This is a genomic window from Neobacillus niacini (assembly GCF_030817695.1).
GTDB classification, from domain to species: domain Bacteria; phylum Bacillota; class Bacilli; order Bacillales; family Cytobacillaceae; genus Neobacillus; species Neobacillus niacini_F.
In genome coordinates this window covers 2,482,809-2,506,971 of record NZ_JAUSZQ010000002.1, presented here as the reverse complement: position 1 = coordinate 2,506,971, position 24,163 = coordinate 2,482,809, and the positions used below count along the sequence as shown (strand labels likewise).

Genomic DNA, 24,163 nt, shown 5'->3' with positions numbered 1-24,163 from the left:
TTGTGTGCTTCCTATTTTCTTACGCAGTTTTAACAAGGAAAAGAGGCTGACCATATTCAACCACTTGGCCATTTTCCACAAGAATATCAACCACTTCACCGCTGATTTCCGCTTCTAGTTCATTCATCAGCTTCATCGCTTCGACAATACAAAGTACCGTATTTTCCGATATTTGATCGCCTACTCTTACATAGGGTTCTGATTCAGGTGTAGGGGAAGAATAAAAAGTTCCAACCATTGGAGCGTTAATGGTTTGAGTGGATGTTTCATCTACATTCGTTACAGGTGCTTGACTTTCATGAGGCTGTTGACCGGGCGGCTCCTGGTTTTTGACGGGGGCTGCCTCGGCTATTACTGGAGTTGGGTTAGGAATAGCTGATTCTTGAATTTCACCGGAATAGATGACTTGTCCGACATTCATTTGTTTCGTGATGGTAATTTGCTGATTGTTTTCCCCTTTAATCGTTAATTCTCCAATTGTAGAACGGTCTACCGTACGTATTAATTCTTTAATTTCATTGATTTTAAACATGTCTCAACACTCCTCTAATTGATATTTTTCAATCATATTTGATTTATGTAACCCTTTATATAGGTGAAACTGATAGGTCATGAATTTCTAAGAACTTCGTTGTAAAATCTCCAGAAATAAATTCAGGATGTTCTAATAATCGAAGATGAAAAGCAATCGTCGTATCAATTCCTTCGACAACAAACTCATTTAATGCCCTTTTCATTCTTGCTATCGCTTCTTCCCGGTCTTTTCCGTGAACAATTAACTTCGCAATCATTGAGTCATAAAATGGCGATATCGTATAACCTGGATAAACCGCACTATCAACACGGACCCCAAGACCCCCAGGCGGCAGGTAAAATCCAACCTTCCCTGGTGAAGGCATAAAGTTCTTATCTGGATTTTCCGCATTAATACGGCATTCAATTGCCCAGCCATTTATCTTTACTTCTTCTTGGGTAAACGAAAGTTTTTGCCCAGATGCAACCAATAATTGTTCTTTGACTAAGTCAACACCTGTGATAAACTCCGTTACAGGATGTTCCACTTGAATCCTTGTATTCATTTCCATAAAATAAAAATTCTTGTGTTTATCTAATAAGAATTCAATCGTACCTGCTCCAGAGTATTGAACCGCTTTTGCCGCTTTTAAGGCCGCCTCGCCCATTTTCCTTCTTAATTCTCCGTTAAGTGCAGGGGATGGCGCTTCTTCTATTAGTTTTTGGTGCCTTCTTTGAATAGAGCAATCTCGTTCCCCTAGATGCATTACATTTCCATAATTATCACCGATAATTTGGATTTCAATATGACGTGGTTCCTCGATATATTTTTCTAAATATACACCCGAATTGCCAAAAGCCGTTTCTGCTTCTTGCTGCGCCATGGAAATAGCCTTTTTTAGTTCTTCTTCACTTTCCGCAACCCGCATCCCTTTGCCCCCGCCGCCAGCAGTTGCTTTTACAATTACAGGGTAGCCTATCTTTCTAGCAATCTGAAGTGCCTCCTCCATATCTTCAATAACCCCAGCTGTACCGGGGACAATCGGCACACCTGCTACCCGCATTGTCTCTCGTGCAACAGCTTTTGCCCCCATTTTACTGATTGCCTCAGGCGATGGTCCGACAAAAATGATGTTGTTCTCATTACATTGTTTGGCAAAATCAGCATTTTCTGCCAAAAACCCATAACCGGGGTGAATAGCATCTGCATTGGTAACGTTCGCAACACTCAGCAAATTTGTGATGTTTAAGTAGCTTTTGGCTGATAAGTGTGGCCCAATACAATATGCTTCATCTGCAAGCCGCACATGTAATGCTTCTTTATCTGCTTCTGAGTATACAGCGACTGTATTAATTCCTAATTCTTTGCACGCGCGAATGACACGAACAGCAATTTCGCCGCGATTGGCAATTAAAACTTTCTTTAACACATGATCATCCTCCATTATGAAATATGAGAGTTTGTAAGATATTTCTACTTCATGATTTTTTCATACTTACTTGCTTGTCGATCTGTTACTGGATATTTAATTCTCATAATTTCAGTTATTAATGAATCTAGTTCGTGGCTGAGGGCAACCGTTCTTTTATCGGACAATCCATAAGTAAGCCCAGTAGTTTCCATTACGTTTTTAAGCTGATAGTATTTTTTCATGTAGGACATCAGCTGCATTCCCTGCTCCTCCTTTTTTTAAATTGACAAACCGACTTTTATCGTATTACGGTAACTATTATCTGAATATGGTATGAAATAATTTTAATTTATTGATAATATTCTGTCAACTATATATCCCTTTTTTATCTTAAAAGTGGCTTTAAAAAAGAAAACGGCATGAGAGTTAATAAACCTCATGCCGTTTTTATGGGTATCATTTTAAAAAATGAGTTATTTAATTAAATGTTTTTAACTTATTAGTTATTTCCGAAGTACCGTTCTTTAATAGTTCAATTAACTCTTCCGAATTATATTCCTCAAATCTTGCGGATGGAATGATAATGGACATTCCAGCTAATATTTCATTAAATGGATTAAAAATAGGTGCACTTATGGATACAGCGCCTTTTACCCGTTCTCCATTACTAAATGCGTAACCTTGATTCCTAATACTATTCAACTCATTCACTAATGTTTCTTTAAGAGTAATCGTATTATCTGCAATTTTTTCCAATTCAATACGTTTTACATATCTCTCAAGCTGCTTTGGTGAAAAATAAGCCAGCAGGACTTTTGCAGAAGCCCCAGCATAAAGAGGAGATTCCTGCCCCACATGTGTCTTGTTTGAATCTCATATTTACTTGGCAGGTTTTCAATACATTTTCGTTTATGGTCTTCAATAACGTTTAAGCTGACACTCTCACTTGTTTGCTCCCTAATAGCTTCCATCACGGGTTTAGGTATCGATAATAAACTTGTATTTTTTTCTACTAAATTTCCGAAAAATAGCAGTTCAATTCCCAACTGATACTTTTTGGTTTCTTCATTCTTTTGCAGTAGTCCTTCAAAAACCAAGGTAGACAATAATCGTTGCAAACTCGATTTTGATAGACCTGTTTTTTTTATGTAAATCTGTTAATGTAAGCATATTTTTATCAATTGAAAAAGATCTTAAAATTTGAATTGCTCTATGTAATGTTTGCATAGAATAGTTTTTCTTGAATTTATCCTCATCCAATATCTAATGTGCCATGGTCACCGACTCCGGAGAGGTTTCTGTTATCTCGCCATATCGTTAATAGAAATATTGCTTTCTGCAGAGGCAAACCCATCAGCCCTCTCGAGTTAAATATTTCGGAGCTCAATCCCTTCAACCATTTGGCTTACGGCCCATTGCGCTAACTGTCTACGCTTAAAGGTTACAGTTACCTGCAACCCTTCAAGACTCGCTACGAGTGAGTGGCTATTATTCAAAATGCATTTAGTTTATGCCTATCTCAAAATGGAGGTAGAACTAAATATTTTCATTTTTATAAAAAAGAGCATTTTTCCCTACTTCTTAATTTATAATTTTAAAAATTAGGATATCAGCACCAAATTTTACAATCCTATAAAAAAATTTAGGCAGCTGAATACCATCCGGCTGCCTTCAAAACTTTAAATTATTCAAATAAAGGACTAACTGCTTTTTCATTATGAATACGGTCAATCGCATCTGCAAGTAATGGTGCTACGGATAGCTTCGTAATTTTATTAATTTGCTTTTCGTCGGGCTGATCAATCGTATTCGTTACGACTAATTCTTGAATGGCTGATGATTCAATTCTTTCGACAGCTAGTCCAGAGAGAACAGCGTGTGTACAGCAAGCATATACCTCTTTTGCCCCATGCTCCATTAGAGCATTTGCAGCTAAGGTCGTAGTTGCTGCAGTATTAATTAAATCATCTACAATAATCGTATTTTTACCTTCAATATTCCCAATAATATTCAAAATTTCAGACGTATATGGTGTAGGGCGGCGTCGATCGATGAGGGCAAGCGGGGCATTTAATAGATTGGCCATTTTCCTCGCTCTCCCCACGGCACCGTTGTGGGGTGCCACAATTACAACATCCTCAAGTCCCTTTTTCTCAAAATACTGTGCTAGAATCGGAATTCCAATTAAATGATCCACAGGGATATCAAAAAAGCCCTGTACCTGTGGGGAATGAAAATCCATGGTCAGAATTCTAGTAGCACCTGATTTTTCAAGGAGGTTCGCAATTAATTTAGCTGTAATCGGCTCTCGGGATCTAGCTTTACGATCCTGGCGTGCATAGCTGTAATAAGGAATGACCACATTAATCATTTTCGCTGAAGCTCTTTTTAACGCATCAATCATAATCAGCAGCTCCATGATATGGTCATTATTTGGGTGTGAAGTGGATTGAACCACATAAACGTCGGAGCCGCGCACACTCTCTTCTATATTCACTTGGATTTCTCCATCACTAAATTGAGTGACCGAGCTCCTCCCAACCTCACAGCCTAAATGCTTGGCCATCTCTTTTGCCAAGCTCTGATTTGAATTTAGTGCAAACAATTTAATACCTTTTTTTAATTGATATGACACTTTATGTCCCCCATGCATTGGTTATTTACAATTCCTTAACGTCTTATTTACCTATTTTACATGAAATTAGGTCATTAGAACAATATTTCATATTAGAACCTTCGAACACAGGACAGCATTACAAAATAATTTTTTGGGCAATAAAAAAACAGCTTAGTGTGAACTCTTTTCCACTAAGCTACTTTGTATTTGATTACATCCCGACCTCATCAGGTGCATACAAGTCAAATGGAGTCGCGTTGTATGGGAGAATGGATAATTTCTCTTCGATGAGTCGGTAACCTCTGCCATATGAGTCCTGCCTGTATTCAAGTTGTTCTTTCAGCATGTTGGTATAAGGTACTTCTCCCATTTGCGTCATCATGTGTACTTCTACCCAAGAAGCAAATCCTTCAAGCTCTTCTATATCCAGTTCACTCGCTTGTAGATTTTCATATTGCCAAATATGGGTTAATTCATGCGCTAGGGTGGAAAGTGTGTGGGTTCTCGGTGATCCGTTTTCAACTAGTACTCTGAGGTTGCCATCACCATCCAGGCTGGCTTTACCGGTTAAACGAGGATTACCTGCTTCCGGAATAAAAGGTAAACCACTCATTTTGTGAATTTCTGCTGCACTTAGCACAAATAGCGCTATATCTTCAGGTAAGTTTACTAAATATACATCTTTAAAGAATTGACGAACCTCTCTATAAAGCGGCTCAACGCCTAGTACGTGGTCGACAGCGGACTCATTACAAGTTAAGCACCTTTGTCTGCCATCATTAAGTTGATGAATTTGAGCCGCAGAAACACTTCTGCCACAGAACACACATTGCGTTTCACTGCTAATGATTTTTACGATATCTCCATCTACCATTCTTCCTAGATATTCATTTCGAACTTCCCTTAGTTTTTTCCTTGTTAACAACATATCTAAAATCGCAAACGTTTCGCTTAAAATAAGTTCCGCAGGATACTGGTCGTAACCAAAATACAGATAATCACTACTACCTTTACTTTCATTTAATAACCAAAATAAATAGTCATTTAATAGATCAAAGACTTTTTCCCAATTATGTTCAATTGCTTCTAACATACCCAAGTGCACAGGAGAATCTTCAATAATGTAAAGCGTGATTTTCCCTTCTTCCTCTGGGTCATCATCTACTTGGAAGGAAGGAGTAATCAAATGTAAATTTCTAGACTGTGAATTTGTCAGGTCAAAAAATGATTCATCCAAACGGGAGCATGCCTTCACAAAATGGTGTGTATCCGGGAATAAAGATAAAAACAACTCATTCAGTAATAGCGTGAGCGTAAATTCAATTTTTGTGGCATTTTCAATTAGCCCAAGTTTTGATCGTATCTCAATACGTAAAATATAACCGTTCTCATAATTCCTTGTTATCTGTTCTTCTTGATGATAAGAATGAACCTTCATCGTTTTTAGGTTTAACATTCCGTTGAATTCTAGATAACCGCTTGTTTTAATCTCCACATTGGCCTGCAGCATACCCATACAGACATCAATCTGTTCAAATGAAATCATTTTTCTTTTAAAATTGCGTTCTTCTGAGATTTTGCTTAATTTATATTCTTTAATCGGGCGGTAATTTTTCTGCTCAAAAATTTGTTCAAAGGTGACTTCCACCATTCCATGTTCTAAATCGACCTTTTGGATTTTATAAAGTTCACCATTAAAAGAATGGTATTGTCCAGGCAGGTATTGTTGATAGAGGTGACCCTCAAAAATCTCAGCGAGACACTTGTCGTTATGCTTAATCTGAATAAAACGGAACCCTTTTGGTAAAATCTTTTCCTTAGCTGCATACTGAATCCTGTATCGGTTTTTCGTCACAAAATCCTTTTTGGAACGATCAAAGGTTACAAGTTCCTCTGATTCAATACTGTATCGATATGCTACTTTAAGACCAAAGGCGTTTGAGAACAACTCGTGAATACCTTCGACAATCGAGCGATAAGAGCTAATTTTCGCTCTGCTTAAATAGCTCTCTACTTCCTCTTCCATGATATAAAAATGACATAAGCGTTCTAACAGACCATACGCAATACTCCAAAGTGATTGAGATAAGCGTGGAGCTAAAGGAGCAATGGTCCGATTCGTACTCATATAGAAATCCAACTGATCCGCTAAATAATCTCGAAGTAAGTAAGGCGGGCTGACGATGTGAACGAAGGAAGCCTCTTTGCCGGTTCCTTTCCACACATTTAAATGCCTCACTAAATTGTGGTGATCATCCCGAATGAGAAGAAGTGTAAAATCATCCAACGGAATCGACAGGGTACTATCCTGAACCTGTATCATTTTTGCCATTTGATCCAGCGTTTCTAAATCAAAACCAAGATCAAATAACGCCTTCTTCATATCCATCATTTCTTGGATACTTTCTTTAACAGTAGTGTTTTGCTGGTTGATGAAGTGTATAGGTTCAATATTCGCCTTTAAAGCAGGCATGGATAAGACCACTTCTGCATCCAAATGACGGTGCGAAATTTTCGGCAGGATCTTATGCTGAAACCATTTTTTACCTTCATTTTTCCAAACCATATAATATAAATTTTGACTGGTGCTTGACGGAGCAGGAATACCCTTAGGCTCACATTGCAAGAGTGATCGGATGGTATGTTCTAGTCCTTCATACCATTCTGTTAAAATGATATATTGTGGCTTTTTTCCAAGTAGCTCCCTAACATTTAGGTTAAAGGCTTGAATGATAGTGGAATAGGTAGGAATCAGCTTTTCTGCATGTAACAACAATATGCCTTCCAAAAGCTTTGTTTTTTCTAACTGACGAAAGTAGTGCAGAAATCGTTTCTCTTTCAACGTATCTGGCGAAACAATTAATACATCAGAATCTATGTTTTGTTCGAGGGCATCTAAATAGGTGCTAACCTTCCATAACTGGTCCATCCCTGTCACTTCTCTAATTCCCTTTGACACCCATTCGACCGCTTCCGCTGCAGCACCTTGGCTGTGGGCAATCATCAATATCTTCTTATTTTTAGCCAGCAAATGGTACAAAGCGGGAAAGAAATAGGAAGAGAATTCGTGGTAATGGACATCCTTAATCATCACATCATGTTCCTGAATGATTTCTGACATAATCGTCGTATAGCTTTCATCGATAATGATGTTCTTTTTCTTTAATTCCTCACAAATGGAACGAATAATCAATTGATGTTCCAGGTCTGTTGAGATATTCTCATAGGCGAAATGATCTTTTCGATGGTGAAAATACTCATTCTCTCTTACAATCCCAGCGGCCAGAAGTCGGTCTTCCCATAATTCCTTGTATTGATCAAATAATTCCTCATAGGTTGCCAGTCTTTTAGAGATGGCATTATTGCCAGCAATAATACCTTCACTATAGGGTACCTTTTGGCCATTTAAAAACCAAGCAATCTCCATTAATAGAATAAAAGAGATAATAGGATAGGCAGGCAAATACTGCATCAGGGTAAGTTCATATACATTGGCAATAATAAGAAGCACAAGAAGCAGCAGTGGGAAAATAGCTGTAAGCTTAAAAAAGGTTGATAGATAGGTCCACTCCTTTTTCAAGTAAAACTGTCCCCGACTTTTAAAATAAACCAGTGAAACGGTGCCCTGCTCCAATAGCTTGGATTTTGCTCGGTCCACGAGTTCTTGTAGGTAAAAAACAGAACCAAATTTTTTGACTAATTTTACGAAGCGTGTCTTTCCAAAAGATTTAAAAGGCGGTCTTCCGGCAATTCTCCAACACCATTTAACACTCAACACCGAGAACAAAATCGTTACATTTATCAACAGTTGGACATTCGACAATAGAGAAGGCATTCTTTCTTTAAGAAATTCTTGGTATATACCGGCAAGCCATTCATCCAATAAAAGCCAGGATAAACAGATAAATAAAGCCATTAGCGGATGGTAAAGTTGTTTAAAACGTTGATTCTGGGAAAAATTGGCCGTATAGAGAAGCGTAATACTGATACCAAAGACGACAAAACTTCCTAACATTTCAAGGTATACGTTCATAGTTTATACACCTTATCTTCTTGGATTCGAATTTGCTCAAGTTCATGAATATAGTCTGATGGGTATTGTTCGATGGCACTGCCGAGATACACTTCAATTCCATGCCCGTTTAACCCCTGTACCCCTAACGGTTGAAACGGAGAATAGATAGGATTCTCGATGATACTTTTTTCAAATTTAATTCCTGGTACCCTTAGTTCTTGTTTAGCAGCAAACGTCTCTTTATTCATCTGCAGGATATGAAGCAATCGATTTGTCCTCTGAACGAATTCGTCTAATTTAATAAGGTGGTAGCGGTAAAGCAGATTCTGTACCTTCTTTTCTTCTCCGATTATAGATAATTTTTCAAGATATTTACGTAACGAAAAAAGCCTGAATAAATGGTTTAAGTAGTCATTATATTTGTGCTGGGCATCGACTTGCATTTGATAAATGTTCTCGGTATACTCATAGGTTTTTTCTTGAAACTTCCATATGTGATAATAGGATTTTCGTTTGGTAAAAAAATACCCGCAGTACGTAACAAGAAGCGTGACAATAAATCCAATACCGTAAAAATAGGATGGTACCTCAGCAGATCCATTTGACCCCAACATATGCAGGAAAGGTATGAATAGGATTATAACAATCAGGATACTCAACATCAGGAACTGCTGCTGATTTGGCAGTAGCTGAAGGAGAAAATGCATTTGATTTTTTGCTTTTGTCACAAAATCCTGCCATGTAGTAAGAGCTTGTGATCTTCCAGGAGCTGAATGGATGACATCTCTTTGCACAACACCAATTTTTTGGAGGATGTCCTGTTTATAGTCATTAATTCCGATCAATTCTTCCTCTTCGAGAAAGTCATTTCTCCTTCTTAACACATTCAATTTACTTATCGCTTCTCTTGATTTTTTCAGCAGTTCATTTTCGCGGTCAATGAGAGTAGTTTCAGCTTTATAAAGTTGATCTTGCCATTGATCATAGAATTGATAGGTAATTTTTGAACTCTTCAACAATGGTTGATGAACATCTCTTCTCTTTTCAATACTTGCTGCAGTATAAGGAGAAAAATCATCGTCTCGAAATCGATGGGTATGAAACTGGTTTTGCAGCAATAATTGATCCTCTAATTGCCTTTTCGCTTTTACCAAACTCATAAAATAATGATTGAGTAATGTTTCGAGACTCTCATTTTCCAATAAAATCTGTATTTCACTTGTACTTCCTTTTTCCAGCCGTTCAATTAGTTTTGGATGGTGGCTGATGGTGAGAAGAAAATAGACCAGTTCCAAATAACCTTTCATTCGTTCCCGATGAGAACTTTGGATGATTTCCTGACGAATCAAACGAATATCACCGATTTCACTTTGGATACCAACATGAAACTTCAAACTGCTTGAAAGCTCTCTTGAAGGAGTAAAATAGGTTAAAGAAGGGGTTAATGGCAGTGTGAGTATTTGCTTAATCTTATTCTCAAAATCTTTCATGGCGATATCGAGTTGATCCTTGGTCATCCATTCATCACGACCCGGCTTCTCTTCACGTAACAATAAAAGATCCTTCTTTTTGTCTATCTTTTTAGCCAGGCAGGTCGTGACCCGCTCACATTTCATCTCTAAAGCCTCCATGAATTGTTCACCTGGCTGGTCCAAGACAATATCTTGAAGCTGAATGGGTTCCCCCCATTCTTCGTCTAGTTGATTAATCTCTTCCTCACAGAAAGCATTACCTACTATTGGCCACATGGTGCTTTTCAGCAGATAGCCATAATGGTCAAGTTCCCAATAGCGTTTTAACCCTTCCTCTATTGGTGCATAATTAGAAGTTCTCTGAATCATATCCACTAAATGTAAAATGGTTTGAGTCGGATAGAATCCCTTGTCCTTTAAAGGATCTAGCAGGTCTCTTCTTATTTCCGAGAGATGCGTTGTAAGTCGTAACCTTCTATTAAGCTCATCATCTAAGTTTAATAGAATAATCAACTGCCAATCCTTTATTCGATGACGGTCGAGATGTTCAATCATTGTATCAACGACAGATAAAAAAAGAGGATTAGAGGCCGGGGCCTCCTCCTCCCAGTAAAAGGTTAATTCTTTACTATTCTGCAGCTTATAAAAGAATGGCTCAACGAAATGCCAGTCCTCATATTTTTTACCAAAGTGTATAACGATTGAGTGCACCAACGATCACTCCTTTATAAACAAGCTATACTAAAACTCGCTCTTGATTTAGTGAGTTCAATTTATTGTTAATATCATTTAACCACTTGTGGTACTCTTCTGAATCCTGTGGTGTTCTTTGTCTGACCTCAGATTCCTTCCAAAGCTGGTAAATCAAATTGGCAGCCCCACGTTTGGCAGATTCCGTTCTCTTTACTTTTTTAAAGTATTCACAAATCTCATTTAACAGACATTGTCGCAGGCGGTCGGCTCGCTCTATTAAGGAAGGATTGGAGATAAATTCTTGGTCATAAGCCAAGACCAAATCTAAGATATTACGAATTCCATCTTTTCTTACTTTTGAAATTTCTATCGCTCCCCTATAAAAATCGTGCTCATGAATATTGCGGTTATTTCTGATTTGAGTTTCTTGTGTTTCTTGGAATCTTTCTAAAATTTCATCATAGATAACTGGATTATGAGGTAGTGCTTCATGAAGTAAGAAAGTATCTCCTTCAACCTTTTCTCCAAATTTCAGTAGCAATTTTGTGCCTTGATTTCCACTATATTGATAGACTCTCTTCCCGTCAGAGTTAACTAACTGAAGCCAGCCATATATTACTCCGAGTAATAACGCACGATCCGTACGATTGGTTTCCAACTCAGCGCGTTCCGGATTTAAGTCTGGCATATATGCAGGGAGATGCCAATTTCGGTCCAAATGCGGGGTAATCGTTCGATGTTCATCCTCATTTAGCTTACTCACTAAACGATGATAGGCCTCATAATAAACACCTGGAGGTTTCCCATTTTTCCCGGCGGAAAATTTGGTAAAGTCACTAACAGATAATCCATAATGGGCACGATAACAAACAATTTCATTGCGCTTAAATGCATCATCAACAATTTGTTTTTCGTTAAATAACTCATTTTGCAGCTGCTCCGAGAGCAGGTTAAAACTTTCCGTATGGAGTCCCCAATATTTCAAACTTCGATAATCATTGGTAATTGGAACATAAGGCTGTGCCAGTTCTTCTATAGCCTTCATTCTTTTATAAAGATAATCATCTGGGTCCATCCCTAAACGGCCAGCCTCTATTCTGATTGCTTGGGTAATACTTAAATCTAATTTATCGTGATGCTTACTCGCCAATTCCTTCCTACAAAAGGCTAAAACATTCTCTTTAAAAAACACTTCAACCTTTGTTTCTTTATAAAACTCCTCAGACCCTCGATTGTTTTTCCGCTCAATAAAACGGTTGTAGAGACTCTGATAAATTTTCTGAGAGATACTGTCTGGTAAAAAACCATGATCCACCGACTGACGAATCCGTTCCCACGTTTGTTCGAGCATTTCCTGGTTTGCTAGAACATACATTTTCGTTGGATCGCTCACACCATCAAACTTTCTCCCTAATTGATTTATTTCCATCAGGAGCGTTTCTCTGGTTTCAATTAAATGATCAAAGAATCTTTGCCAATCCTCGATCATTTCCTTGATGGATTGATTTAGAGCAGAAAAGACTAGTTCTAACAACATGGAATATTTATAGCGATTAAGCGTACTCAGCTGATGCGTCGCCTTTTCCGTATATTCTTCAACAAAATCTTTAAATTGATTTCGAAACACACTGGAAATAAAGCCTTGTTTTAACGCTTTATCGACCCGGCGAACCGCATCATCTACGTCACCATCATTGCGGTCTAAATCATAAATATCTTGGTAGCGATCCATTTGCTCTTTAAATCTGCGATTCTCCTCTTTTAATTGCGAGATCTTCTTTATAAGTTTATTGTGAATACTATAGAGTAGATATCGGACCCCAACGGGATGTATAGGTGAATCTTTTTTCAGGATCCAGGTATTTAGCTGGTACCTGCTGCCATTACCACCATTCGGCGAATGATAATCGGCGTCAATAATCTGGTAAACAATGAAATGACTGTATTCATTAATTTTCTTGTTAATTTCTTTGGCATAGTCTTCTAGGGCAGACTCCATTCGATTAATTTCTTGTTTCGCTCGATCTTTAATTTTCAGTTTTCCCCCATCAAGCACACAATGATCTTCATAATCCTCTTTTAGCTCCACATCATCTCTCAGTACTTTTTTTGCATATTCCTCTACCTCTGCCAAGAAAATATCGGCTTTTGAAGCGCCTTTTTTACCTTTATCCTCGATTTCATGAACTTGAAAATCAAGCTGACGGAAAAACGGGTTCGGTTTTTCTTGGTCATTCACCATCTGTTCAAAGTACTTAACGTAAAGCTCTCTTATCTTTGGTTTTTCATTATGAATTCCATTTCTTAAGTCATCGTCATGTCGCTTCTTTTCATCATTAAATAACTTATCTAATCGAAGCCAAGAGTCATCTAATCCACTAACAGACCATTTTAACCCACAATAATCAAGAATCTCTTCATAAGGATAAGTCAAGGAAGCAACGCCAGCACCACAATACCGTGCTTGACCGTTTGATTCGACCAAACTTCTAATTTGGTTATCTTCCTGAGAAAAGCTTCTTGTTGAAATCGGGCTAAAGAGTTGGAGATAAACTGATCGTGCAACCTGGTCCATATACTCCGAGACATTGGTCAAATGCTGCCCTTTCGTGTTTTCGTAATCAAATAGAAAGCAAAAATCATAAGGAAGATGTTTATCTGTAATCGCATGTGCCGTTCTGCCCTCTAAATCAATTTGATTCGGTCGATATTCGAGTTCAATTGTCACATTTTGTTTATGATTACCTGAGGCGCTAAGCGTTATGGCGTTCAGCTCTTTTAAGCTTGCGTACCCATTCCCTTGGACTGCTTCCCACTCCGTTTGGTCCACCGTATTACTTCTTACTAAAATATCCGGAAGTAGGAAAACACCTCGAATGAGAACACTTTCCGAGTTTAACTTACGCTCAAGCATTTCACGGAGATAGAGAGCAATTTGAAGAAAGATCCCTGATCCTGTTCCGCCCACTAAGGAACTAATAATAATCACCCGGACATTATATGATTGGGCGTGGCTGTCGACAGGAAATATTCGTTCAATCCCATCCCACATGGCATTTAACTTCCCTTGTGACATCGCTGAACGAAAAGCCAGTCTTGATACCGCTCGAACTTGGCCGGCTCCATCTGTCATCGTTTTCCGTTTAATTTGGGGATTATTCGGAAACCATTTTAATACTTCAGGATTAGCCTGAAGATATTCATTTACCGAATGGCTTGTGCTTGTTTGTGTAGCGCTGTTTCTCAGGTGCTCTAATTTAGAAATGCTATTCGCATCCGTATCAAACGCATGGATAGCGACTCTCCCTCGCTGCTCCTGGGGAACAGTTCCATATACCATATTGGCAATATTACTCCCTATTCCGCCTAAACCGATTAATATCGTTGGAACATTAAAGCTCATCTGATTACCACCTTTTAAGGTACTTTTAATGGGATTTAAATATATAAACTGAATGGTAGTTAGTTCTCTCAATTTGAATCTCATCGTTATGATAAATCTGTAAGTCTGCCTTTTTACTTCTACTCTCAAGCTTTTCATGTCTCACAATGAGGTTGGGGTCCTGGGACTCTTTCACAAGCGAAACACGATCCTTTTTTCGGTCAGCCTTAAATGTTAAATCACCAATGGTCTTTTTTTCTGCCGAAAAGGGGACAAGCCATCGATATACCCAATTGGTATGGAAGTTTTCTGTCATCCCGCGCGCATCTCGTAGCCTACTTCGCTTCCTGCTTTGTTTGTATTCAATCGAAATATGGTTTTTGTCAAACCTTGGTTTTATGATGATTCCAATGATATACACAAGTAGGGCCAGCCAAATTAACGCTTTTATAGCAACACTCCCATATTTTTTTATGAGTGAAATATCTTCAATCGTGAGTGTAAATGTCTCTTCAGCGATTTCATTAGGATACTGACCAGGAAGGGTTACATGAAGGCGCACGTCACCTACCGATGTTCGGAAAATCGGTGATAAACTCTTAGGAAAAATGAGAATTTGATTCCCTTTTTGTTCTTTTTCAATTTTTAGATGACTCGAGGTGTCAATTTTCATTTTTTTGAAAACCTTTTTAAGCTCATCTGAAGTCATTTCCTTACCATTTACCATCGGAGTAATTACAAAGGGATCACTTTCGTTTAACTTATCTAACGGTGTACTCCAGCGATCGGTATTGGCCACAAGACTCAATTTTCGAGTTGGGTTAACTTGAAGGCTCGATTCCTTTACTTTTTGATAAAATCCTTTAATATTGACTTTTACACTGACAGGAATTTTATCCTTTTGAGGTAATTTGAAATCCCCAATGAATTTATTAACCTTAGAATCATATTTAAGGGGGAGCTTCACTCCATCAATATCTGCTTCTACATCAAACAAACTTTTCACATCGATATCACGTAAATCGATTTCTTCATCATTACTCTCACTCTTCAACAATGTGGCTTCAAGCCTCATCTTACTGCCAGCAAAGAAAACCTCAGAATCACTAGTTAGACTCCCATCATCATTGGCTTTTTTAAAATCGACTCTAAAATCAATCGCAGGTTCTGCTAATATCTTGATAGATTTCTGTTGTTCTTCCGAGAGCGGCTTATCAAAAACAATCTTGTATGTGCCTTTTTTGATAACGCCGTCACCATTCACGTTTTTGAAATGCGTGAATGTTCCTTGAATGGGTGGGTGTAAGTTTGCTGGGTCATCGGGTGTTATAACTTTGTATGGACCCTCCATGCCTTGTTCAATGCGTTGGTTGTTCATATAAAATTCCTTGAACGAGGCATTCTCTTCAGCGGACTGTTCAATAAGAGTAATTCTCCTTAATGGGAAAGGAGATTCTAAGACTAATTGATTCCCTTCCCAAACCGGATGCAAATCAAATTTCTCCTGTTCACTCGGATCTCGATTGGTCATGAGTGCAGCAACCTCATTAATGCGTTGGATGATATCTTGCTCACCATTGCTAACTAACACATTTCCTGCAGAGCTTTCTGTCCATTGTCGTTTAAAATCAGCCATAATCTCTAACTCTTCCGTACTCAAATAGGACTCAATGGGAATCAAGGTGCTGTGAAAACTAGCACCGTTTTGATCCATTTTCTCCTTTAGTTCTCTCAAACTAGTAAAAAGGGTATTCTTGTTCTCTTCAATTTGTACTGCTGTAAGCTTTTGTTCAAGATGGTTAATTTCATTAAAAATCCCATCGGTAAGAACGATTAGCCAGAAATCAGAGTTTTTATTACTTTCTACAGCCTTATTCAAATCCTTGATCGCTGTATGTAAAGATTCTAGTGGAGTACTTCTTTTCCCCGTCCATGTTCGAATTTGTTCAATTTCGTGCTGACGAAGTCTTTCATCTAATTCAATCGGCTCCGGTATGGTTGGTGAGCTCATAGAAACGACCCTTAACTGGTCCTGCTTTTCTAATAGCGCAACAAAGCTTTGAAGAGCATAATTCGCATACTTCCAATTATCAATCGGTACATTTCCAGACTGTTGCCACATACTGCCAGAATCATCATATACAAGCGCAACAATTTTATTTTTAGGAATAGTGGAATTAGTTTTTGCTTCCGCCGCTGAAGCTAAAATGCAAAAGGAAAAAATAAACAGCACTGGCATGATAACAAGATGTTTATACTTAGCTATCATTCTTTGAACTCCTTTCACTAACGAGCGCACACGGTTAACTCATACTCTTTCAATAATTACTCCTATCCTATTCAAAACATTTATTATGCATGACCCAATTGTAAAAGTTTAGCAAGAAACCGTATAACCATGTGATCTCTACTTAAATCTATCCTCACAGTGAACAAAGAAAACTCCCATTCAATTGAGTGGGAGTTTTCATGTTTCAATATCGATTATGACAAGTATTTTTTGGGGTTAAATTCTTGTGTATCGTGATCACAATCCTTAACAAACGGACATAAATTGCATTCATTTACATTGTTAGTCTTAAAGTAGTTGGAAGTATCCTCAATCGAATATTTCATCACTTGCAGATAATTAAGACCTTCCTGTAAATCTTCAGGAGTCGGTATGAAGACATGCTTCTTTCCGTCAAGCAGTGTAATTACTTCTACTCTCTTCGGGGTTCTTTTTAATACCTTTTCAGAAAAGACAATCGACAGATGGTAGTAGAGCGTTAACATTTCTGGGGTTGCGTCCACTAAGTACTTTTTTATCACAAAGGAGGAATCAGACCACTCTGCAACATCGAATGTTAAGGATAAATCAACATCCAACTCCTCAATATATGTAGTTAGTTTTTCAAACAAAAACAAAGGAGGAGCTTCCTTCGATTCGGCCTGTATATGTTGTATTAGATAATCTGTTATTTTTGCAGTCACCAAATAATATTGAATCCTAGATTCAAATAGGTGTGGAGATACCCTACTCAAATATTCATCTACAAGTCTTAGCACTTTTCCTGAATGTCGGTGTTCAGCAGGGAGTTGATAAAAAGTATAAACAACCTTATTTACCACATGCTGCACGACTTGTCTCCAGTTGATTGAACGCTTTTTCTTTTCGTAGTACTCAAAATAAAATTTGTAAGGACATGTGATGAAGTCTTTTAAGTTATCCTCTGTGATAGCCAGTATTTGATTCATGGTCAAACCTCCCCCTAAATGTATTTTGTTCAACGTAGTTAATTTGATAATAATTGATAATGATTATCAATGTCAATCATTACTTCTAGTTTAGCTGTTAAATTATTTGAATTATTAAATTGTTGTCAAGAATCTTGTTCTGCTACATATATTTTTGGCAGGATGATATTAAAGGAGGACATATGGATGATGACATCAGATGGTATGCGTTTACGAAAAATTCAAAGGCTAGCTCATGAAATTATGGATGAGGTAAATCTTAGAAATGTGCAAATGCCGCCTGAACTCCTGACAATGGTAATCGATAACCTATCACGTGCAGTTGGTGATTTAACTGATCCTTCCGGTAATTTTTCTTTGAGTTATTTAGAAGAAAAAGTCGGTAATGCCCACTCCCTTTTGGTTAAAAAGAGACAATAAATTCTAAGGTTAAAAAAGTAGAAAACAATTTTACTGAATAATAACTAACCCACTACATGGTCAGATAGGGACCGATTTAGTGGGTTTTCTTTTTACTAAAATCATTGAAACACAGAATAATGAGATACATAATAAAAGATGGAAGGATGTGGGAATAATGAGCAGATATTCGATTGAAGAATTCATCAAACAAACAGAGCAGAAAGATAAAGGTGAAGGTTTTTTTGAATTGGAGACGCCTCGGATGCTGGAGGTAAACTTAGACGGACAGGTTTGGGCCAAAGCTGGGTCTATGGTAGCGTATCATGGGGAAATGAAATTTGTCCGTGAAGGAATATTAGAGCATGGTCTCGGCACTGCTTTAAAAAAGGCATTCACAGGAGAAGGCGCTTCTTTAATGAAGGCCAATGGGAAAGGAAAATTATATCTCGCGGATAGCGGAAAGAAAATTATTATCCTCAATTTAAAAAATGATTCTATTTATATTAATGGGAACGATCTACTAGCCTTTGAACCTAGTATTAAGTGGGAGATTAAATTAATGAAGAAAATTGCCGGAATGCTAGCTGGCGGGCTATTTAATGTTCGCTTTGAAGGAACCGGAATGATTGCCTTTACGGCACATTATGAGCCAATCACATTAAGGGTATCGCCAGGGAATCCAATTATTACCGACCCAAATGCAACCGTCGCCTGGTCTGGTAATCTTATGCCCAGCTTTCAAACCGATATTACGTTAAAAACATTTCTAGGAAGAGGCAGCGGTGAGTCGATTCAAATGAAATTTGATGGTGACGGCTTTGTGGTGATTCAGCCTTTTGAAGAGGTATACATGAGAGCGAAGCAAAGTATGTCATAATATAATGAAAGTCCTCCAGTCTTAAGATAGTGAGGACTTTTTAGTGTATTTATTCGAATGAAATTGCCTGTTGGATTCCCTTAATCCTATTTTACCAAAGGGAAAGGTAATCAAAACTTCCTTTTGATTACCTTTTACTTCATTATTTATAAGGAAAGGGAACCAAAACAGTTTTTTGGTTCCCTTAAGTCCCATTTTTAAAGAGCACAGGTAACCAAAACAGTTTTTTTATCATATCAAACTCAATAGGATCTAATCGCCTTTTCGAAAACCTTGTTGTTTCAGCATTTTTCCTACATCTTTATAACCATCATTTATATAGAAGGGATCTTTGTAAAAATTAGCCATTCTTTGTGTCCAGGTAGATCCTCCACTTTGTCTTCCTTTCGTTGCTTCATGATGAATTTGATTAAACTCTTGGATTTCTTCATCAACATTCTCTTTGTATTTTTCTTCATGAAAAACGGCTGCCTTTGGTAATCGAGGTACCAAATCTGGAGTTTCACTAGGATAACCAATGCATAAGCCTGAAACTGGGATTACATACTCTGGCAAATTCAACAGTTCAATGAATTCAAGTGGACTTCTCCGGATTCCTCCAATTGGCACTGTCCCTAACCCGAGCGATTCAGCAGCTGTAATGGCATTTCCTAATGCAATACCTACGTCCACTGATCCAACTAGTAATAAATCTGGATTAACAGCAGCCTTGAACTCCATCCCTTCCATTTCACAAGCTACCTTGATACGGTGGAAATCTGCACAAAATACCAGAAACACGGGTGCCTCAATTAAATGTTTTTGGTTTCCTGCAAGCTCCGCCATCTTCTTTCTTCGCTCGGGATCTTGAATGGAAATAATGGTAACGTGTTGACCGTTAACCCAGGATGGGGCCGCCTGTACAGAACGAATAATGGTATCCAAATCTTCATTTGAAACTTGTTGTTGAGAGTATTTCCTGATAGAGCGATGTGCCAGCATGGTTTCCAGCACTTGATTCATTTTTTGTTCCTCTTTTTTCATATGTATCATCCTTATACTAAATTTAATATACATTCTACCCTATCAAAAAAGTTGCTCTATAGGAAGAGCAACTCGCTTTGAGAATCACTGAAATGTAAGTGAATTTCCGATTTCAATTATATGATTCTGGTCAGCCCACAGGATAAAGTACTGATAGTGTGTTCCATCTATTACAATCGGAGTCGGATACCGTACAATCAAGGCTGCTTGATTTCTCATCTCGGCTGGTTGGTCTTGAGATGGGAAAATCAAACAAGCAGGTTGATTACCTATACGCGTATGCTGGATGCGCGGTTGTGTACCGTATGGGTTCAGTTGATGGAAGGCTTCATTTTGACAAACCACATCGATGGATTGGTCTGAGGCTATGGCTGAAATTTGAAAGAAACCATCTTCTCCCTCATATCTTTCATCGTTTACTCTCTGCCAATGGGATGGGTATTGGAAACGAACTTTATAGACTGAGTTGGAGTATGTTTTTTTGAGAAAAGTGATTGGTAATGGTGACCATTGTAATGCAGTAATTGAGCCGCCTTCTACAAGTCGGATTGGGACAGGGTGAGTTAAATCCACCAGCCAGATTTCACTGGAACTGCCTTGTTGCTTACATCCAGAAAGATAGGCAATTTTCCTGCTATCTGGTGACCAGGTGACAGGTGTGGCAAAGCAATCAGAAATGGCTCTGGTTACTTCGTTCATCCCTTGTCTACCAGAGGTTCTTATCAGTGAGAAATACCCAAGGTTTTCTAAAGCAGTTGCACTATATGCGATAGTTGAAGAATCAGGTGACCAGGTTGGGAAGTAATTTTTCGCTAATGGACCTCCCTTTACTTCTATTACGTTTCCAGTTGCAAGGTTTACACTGTAAATGATCGAGATGCTCACACCTGGGGTCGTATATAAAGCATAGGTTCCATCAGGAGAAAGTCGAACATTATTAAGACGTCCACCTGTATTTCGAGTAACTTGCACTTTACCTGTTCCATTGGTTTTCATGCGAAAAAGCTGGCTTACTCCCTTGGTATCTGATGCTTGGAATAGTAATTCCGTCCCGCTCGGAAACCATTGTGCATCAGTTGCGCCAGGAGCATTTAGGATCCGGGCTCGATGAGTGATTACATTGTAAATGACCAAGCCATTTGTTTTTGTATATACGATTTCTTGGCTATTCGGAGACCAGTCTAGAAAAACACCCAATCCGTCTGCAAACTGATCAATTTTTGCAATACTGTTATCAACTAAATTAAGAATGTTAAGAATAGCTTTTTTTCCAACAAAGGCGATTTTGGTGCTGTCGGGTGACCAAAATGGAGTTGAATATGATTCTGCCAATCCATTTGTGAGCGGTTGATTCAAACCATTACTTGGATTATAAATCCAGATATCATAGCTTCCACTTCGATTGGAGGTATATGCAAGTAAACCTCTGTCACCAGGAGGAGCGTAGGGAATGACGAGATGCATACCTGGTGAAATAACGGAAGATGACAGGTTATTAGCTTTCATGATTAACTCAAAGTTACTGCTTCCCCCGGTCATAACGTTAAAGCGGCTAGCGATTTGGAATAAGGTGTCTCCCGGCTGGACCACATAATAAGGCACACCGGGTGGTACTTTCAACAGTTGGCCAGCTTGGATTAAATAAGGTGGCTGAAGATTATTCGATTGAATAATGACCGAAGTTGGAACCCCAAAGTTCTGAGAAATTTGATAAACCGTATCTCCTGGTTTCACACGAATCACATCCACTCCGGGAGGAACAGAAAGCTGCTGCCCCACATAAATCGAGTTTGGCGTGGACAGATTATTCGCCGCGATCAGCGACTCTACCGGCAGCTCCCAGCGTCTTGCTATTTGGTAAAGTGTATCTCCTGGCCGGACTGTATAAAATAACTGCATTAACTTACCTCCAATCTATCGGTTACTTTTTGATGGAACCGCCTCATTTCCAGTTCCGCTGACTGAACAATATGGGCAATCCTCTTTGCCTACATGCTATTCACCCGCAGGATGAAAGTTTCATATTCTAACTGAAATAAAAAAACCAACAGCATGTATATTTCTTGCTGTTGGTTCTTGTTATGGTTTTAGCTTCTTTTATTTAGAGAAAATCCTTTTCCTATTGGTGCATTAAGGTTGGTTATCATGTTGTTAACGGCACTAAACAAAGCTTTTACAGAGGACGTCATAATATCAGCGTCAATCCCGCAGCCCCAATATTCAGCACCATCCAAAGACGTAATACCCACATAAGAAACAGCGTTAGACTTGGACCCACTTTCAAGCGCATGCTCCTTATAAACTAAATCTTTATATTGGATATCGAGCTTGGTTTGAAGAATGTTGCTGATTGCATCAAGTCTTCCATTCCCGTCACCAGTAAATTCATGCACTACGTTATCTATACTGATTGAAACAATCGTTTCGTAATGGTTGCCTTGGGTAGGTCGGTAATTGTTAAACGAGAGCGGTGCACTAATATTCACATATTCATGATTGAAAATTTCATAGATTTCATCTGGCTTAATTTCCTTATGCATACGGTCAGACTCATCTTTTACCTTATACCCGAAGTTTTCACGCATTTTTGCAGGCATATCAAGCCCATAATGCTGCTCAAGGATATAGCCAATACCCCCTTTGCCAGATTGGCTGTTAATTCGGATGATATCTCCTTCATACTCTCTTCCAATATCCTTTGGATCAATCAAAAGATAAGGGACTGTCCAGTACTGACGTTCTTCTTCCTCACGCCATTTCATCCCCTTGGAAATCGCATCCTGATGGGAACCTGAGAATGCAGTAAAGACGAGGTCGCCGCCATATGGATGTCGTTCATGGACCTTCATTTTTGTTAATTTCTCACACTTAGCGATAATTTCACGGATATTATCAAAATTAAGCTGTGGATCCACCCCATGTGAATACATGTTCAATGCAAGGGTCACGATGTCGACGTTACCGGTTCTTTCACCATTTCCAAACAGTGTTCCTTCAACCCTTTGCGCTCCAGCAAGCATTCCAAGCTCTGCATCAGCCACTCCCGTTCCTCGGTCATTGTGTGGATGTAAAGAAAGGATAACATTGTCCCGGTACTTTAGGTGATCTCCCATAAATTCAATTTGACTCGCGTAAACGTGAGGCATTGACATGGATACAGTAGCTGGAAGATTAATAATCACCTTATTTTCAGCAGTAGGCTGCCAAATATCAAGAACCGCGTTACAAATCTCCAGTGCGAACTCCATCTCTGTACCCGTAAAGCTTTCTGGTGAATACTGGAACTGGAAGTTTCCTTCTGTCTCAGCTGCATATTTTTTAAGCAATTTCGCACCTGTTACCGCGATATCGATGATTTCTTCATTGGATTTTTTAAATACCTGCTCACGCTGTGCCACCGAGGTAGAATTATAAAGGTGCACAACCGCTTTGTTTACACCTTCAAGCGCTTCAAATGTCTTTTTAATGATAGCCTCTCTAGATTGTGTTAACACTTGGACGGTAACATCCTCTGGAATCAAATCCTGTTCGATCAATGTACGCAAAAACTGGAATTCTGTTTCGGATGCAGCGGGAAAGCCCACTTCTATTTCCTTAAAACCTACTTCCAGCAACAGCTGAAAGTATTCTAGTTTTTCCTCAAGGCTCATCGGCACGACTAATGCTTGATTACCATCTCGCAAATCGACACTGCACCAAGTAGGGGCCTCCGTTATGTACTCCTTCTCTGTCCATTTCAAACTTTTTACTGGGGGCATAAAATATCCTCTGGAATACTTTTCAATATTTCTCATTCAAAACAACCACCTTTTCATTTTATAAACGTAAAAAAGCCTATCATCTCATAAGAGACGACAGGCTTTGCCTTCGTGGTACCACTCTTTTTGGTTCGTTTAGGATACAAACGAACCCACTTTAAGACTTAATGACGGTGGTCAACCGTTAAGACCTACATATCAGCCTTACCACTCCTGGGCGAGTTGGGGAATTTATTGACTGTCTTTCACCAGCCGACAGCTCTCTTAGCAATAAATATTCCTTAATACTCCCAATCATTGTGTTTTTATCATTTGAATTGTATATTTTCTCTATTCTATACTAAATTCTGATAATTTCCAAGACCTATTGTTCAACTTTTTGAATTTATCAAAATCCTTTTTTGCGCTTATCTATTTAAGAAAAGTTTAATACTTACTTTAGATTCCCTTTATATTCTTCTTTGCAGCTTATTCGATTCCGTTTTCATACTACTTGAAAACATTACTCATGATTGGTCTGTTTGAAATGGTAATCGTCCGGAAACAAAAAGGAAAGAAAACAGACGTAATCTGGATTGCATTCTCTATCGTCCTAGTTCTCTTATTTGCACTAGGATTTACACTGCCAATGGGATTTGATTTAATAAAATAATTAAAAAGAGTGATTCATGGTGCCTGTCACTAATGAAGCATTCCTTTTATTATTTAGGCAAATTTATAAGTGGGGCACATACTCTTGGAAGTTATTTCAACGGTCCCCTT

At 38.5% G+C, this 24,163-nt stretch carries 17 protein-coding genes and 1 other annotated feature; of the genes, 3 read left to right on the top strand and 14 right to left on the bottom strand.

Annotation, left to right across the window (positions count from 1 at the left end):
- Positions 1 to 19: 19 nt before the first annotated feature.
- From accB to QFZ28_RS12940, 11 genes are all read right to left on the bottom strand, one after another.
- Entirely contained in the window at positions 20 to 532 is a 513-nt protein-coding gene (gene accB, locus QFZ28_RS12990) for an acetyl-CoA carboxylase biotin carboxyl carrier protein (protein WP_307195010.1), read from the bottom strand.
- 55 nt (positions 533 to 587) lie between these two features.
- On the bottom strand, positions 588 to 1,943 hold the full coding sequence (gene accC / locus QFZ28_RS12985) for an acetyl-CoA carboxylase biotin carboxylase subunit (protein ID WP_307195009.1): 1,356 nt from the start codon (positions 1,941 to 1,943) through the stop codon (positions 588 to 590).
- A gap of 44 nt (positions 1,944 to 1,987) precedes the next feature.
- Positions 1,988 to 2,185: an aspartyl-phosphate phosphatase Spo0E family protein gene (locus QFZ28_RS12980; RefSeq protein WP_307195008.1), complete on the bottom strand. Its 198-nt coding sequence runs from the start codon at positions 2,183 to 2,185 to the stop codon at positions 1,988 to 1,990.
- Positions 2,186 to 2,402: 217 nt separating this feature from the next.
- The gene (locus tag QFZ28_RS12975; protein ID WP_307195007.1) at positions 2,403 to 2,780 is read right to left on the bottom strand and encodes an IclR family transcriptional regulator; all 378 of its coding nucleotides are present in this window, start codon (positions 2,778 to 2,780) and stop codon (positions 2,403 to 2,405) included.
- A complete protein-coding gene (locus QFZ28_RS12970) occupies positions 2,693 to 3,043 on the bottom strand; it encodes a hypothetical protein (protein ID WP_373428067.1) in 351 nt (116 codons plus the stop codon). Before QFZ28_RS12970 ends, QFZ28_RS12975 begins: the two co-directional genes overlap by 88 nt.
- Before the next feature lie 566 nt (positions 3,044 to 3,609).
- Positions 3,610 to 4,560, bottom strand: coding sequence for a ribose-phosphate diphosphokinase (locus QFZ28_RS12965; protein ID WP_373428066.1), 951 nt, complete (start codon positions 4,558 to 4,560; stop codon positions 3,610 to 3,612).
- 193 nt (positions 4,561 to 4,753) lie between these two features.
- Positions 4,754 to 8,575 (bottom strand): hypothetical protein, encoded by a 3,822-nt coding sequence (locus tag QFZ28_RS12960; protein ID WP_307195005.1) that lies wholly within the window; start codon positions 8,573 to 8,575, stop codon positions 4,754 to 4,756.
- Positions 8,572 to 10,740, bottom strand: a complete 2,169-nt coding sequence (locus QFZ28_RS12955) for a hypothetical protein (protein WP_307195004.1) — start codon at positions 10,738 to 10,740, stop codon at positions 8,572 to 8,574. Before QFZ28_RS12955 ends, QFZ28_RS12960 begins: the two co-directional genes overlap by 4 nt.
- A gap of 25 nt (positions 10,741 to 10,765) precedes the next feature.
- On the bottom strand, positions 10,766 to 14,125 hold the full coding sequence (locus QFZ28_RS12950; protein ID WP_307195003.1) for a tubulin-like doman-containing protein: 3,360 nt from the start codon (positions 14,123 to 14,125) through the stop codon (positions 10,766 to 10,768).
- Between the two features lie 25 nt (positions 14,126 to 14,150).
- Complete coding sequence (locus QFZ28_RS12945) at positions 14,151 to 16,373, bottom strand: vWA domain-containing protein (protein WP_307195002.1); 2,223 nt, start codon at positions 16,371 to 16,373, stop codon at positions 14,151 to 14,153.
- 215 nt (positions 16,374 to 16,588) lie between these two features.
- On the bottom strand, positions 16,589 to 17,341 hold the full coding sequence (locus QFZ28_RS12940) for a hypothetical protein (protein WP_307195001.1): 753 nt from the start codon (positions 17,339 to 17,341) through the stop codon (positions 16,589 to 16,591).
- A 186-nt stretch (positions 17,342 to 17,527) separates the two neighbouring features.
- Between QFZ28_RS12940 and QFZ28_RS12935 the strand changes: the two genes are divergently transcribed.
- Both QFZ28_RS12935 and QFZ28_RS12930 read left to right on the top strand, forming a co-directional pair.
- Complete coding sequence (locus QFZ28_RS12935) at positions 17,528 to 17,761, top strand: hypothetical protein (protein ID WP_373428065.1); 234 nt, start codon at positions 17,528 to 17,530, stop codon at positions 17,759 to 17,761.
- Between the two features lie 157 nt (positions 17,762 to 17,918).
- The gene (locus QFZ28_RS12930) at positions 17,919 to 18,620 is read left to right on the top strand and encodes an AIM24 family protein (protein WP_307195000.1); all 702 of its coding nucleotides are present in this window, start codon (positions 17,919 to 17,921) and stop codon (positions 18,618 to 18,620) included.
- 252 nt (positions 18,621 to 18,872) lie between these two features.
- On the opposite strand, the gene QFZ28_RS12925 is transcribed toward QFZ28_RS12930, so the two are convergent.
- From QFZ28_RS12925 to QFZ28_RS12915, 3 genes are all read right to left on the bottom strand, one after another.
- Positions 18,873 to 19,643, bottom strand: a complete 771-nt coding sequence (locus QFZ28_RS12925; RefSeq protein WP_307194999.1) for an NADPH-dependent oxidoreductase — start codon at positions 19,641 to 19,643, stop codon at positions 18,873 to 18,875.
- An 84-nt stretch (positions 19,644 to 19,727) separates the two neighbouring features.
- Complete coding sequence (locus QFZ28_RS12920; protein ID WP_307194998.1) at positions 19,728 to 21,542, bottom strand: LysM peptidoglycan-binding domain-containing protein; 1,815 nt, start codon at positions 21,540 to 21,542, stop codon at positions 19,728 to 19,730.
- A 188-nt stretch (positions 21,543 to 21,730) separates the two neighbouring features.
- The gene (locus tag QFZ28_RS12915; protein WP_307194997.1) at positions 21,731 to 23,437 is read right to left on the bottom strand and encodes a 2-isopropylmalate synthase; all 1,707 of its coding nucleotides are present in this window, start codon (positions 23,435 to 23,437) and stop codon (positions 21,731 to 21,733) included.
- A gap of 50 nt (positions 23,438 to 23,487) precedes the next feature.
- Positions 23,488 to 23,708, bottom strand: a binding site (T-box leader).
- 135 nt (positions 23,709 to 23,843) lie between these two features.
- Between QFZ28_RS12915 and QFZ28_RS12910 the strand changes: the two genes are divergently transcribed.
- The gene (locus tag QFZ28_RS12910) at positions 23,844 to 24,053 is read left to right on the top strand and encodes a DUF1516 family protein (RefSeq protein ID WP_307197018.1); all 210 of its coding nucleotides are present in this window, start codon (positions 23,844 to 23,846) and stop codon (positions 24,051 to 24,053) included.
- The last annotated feature ends 110 nt before the right edge of the window (positions 24,054 to 24,163 follow it).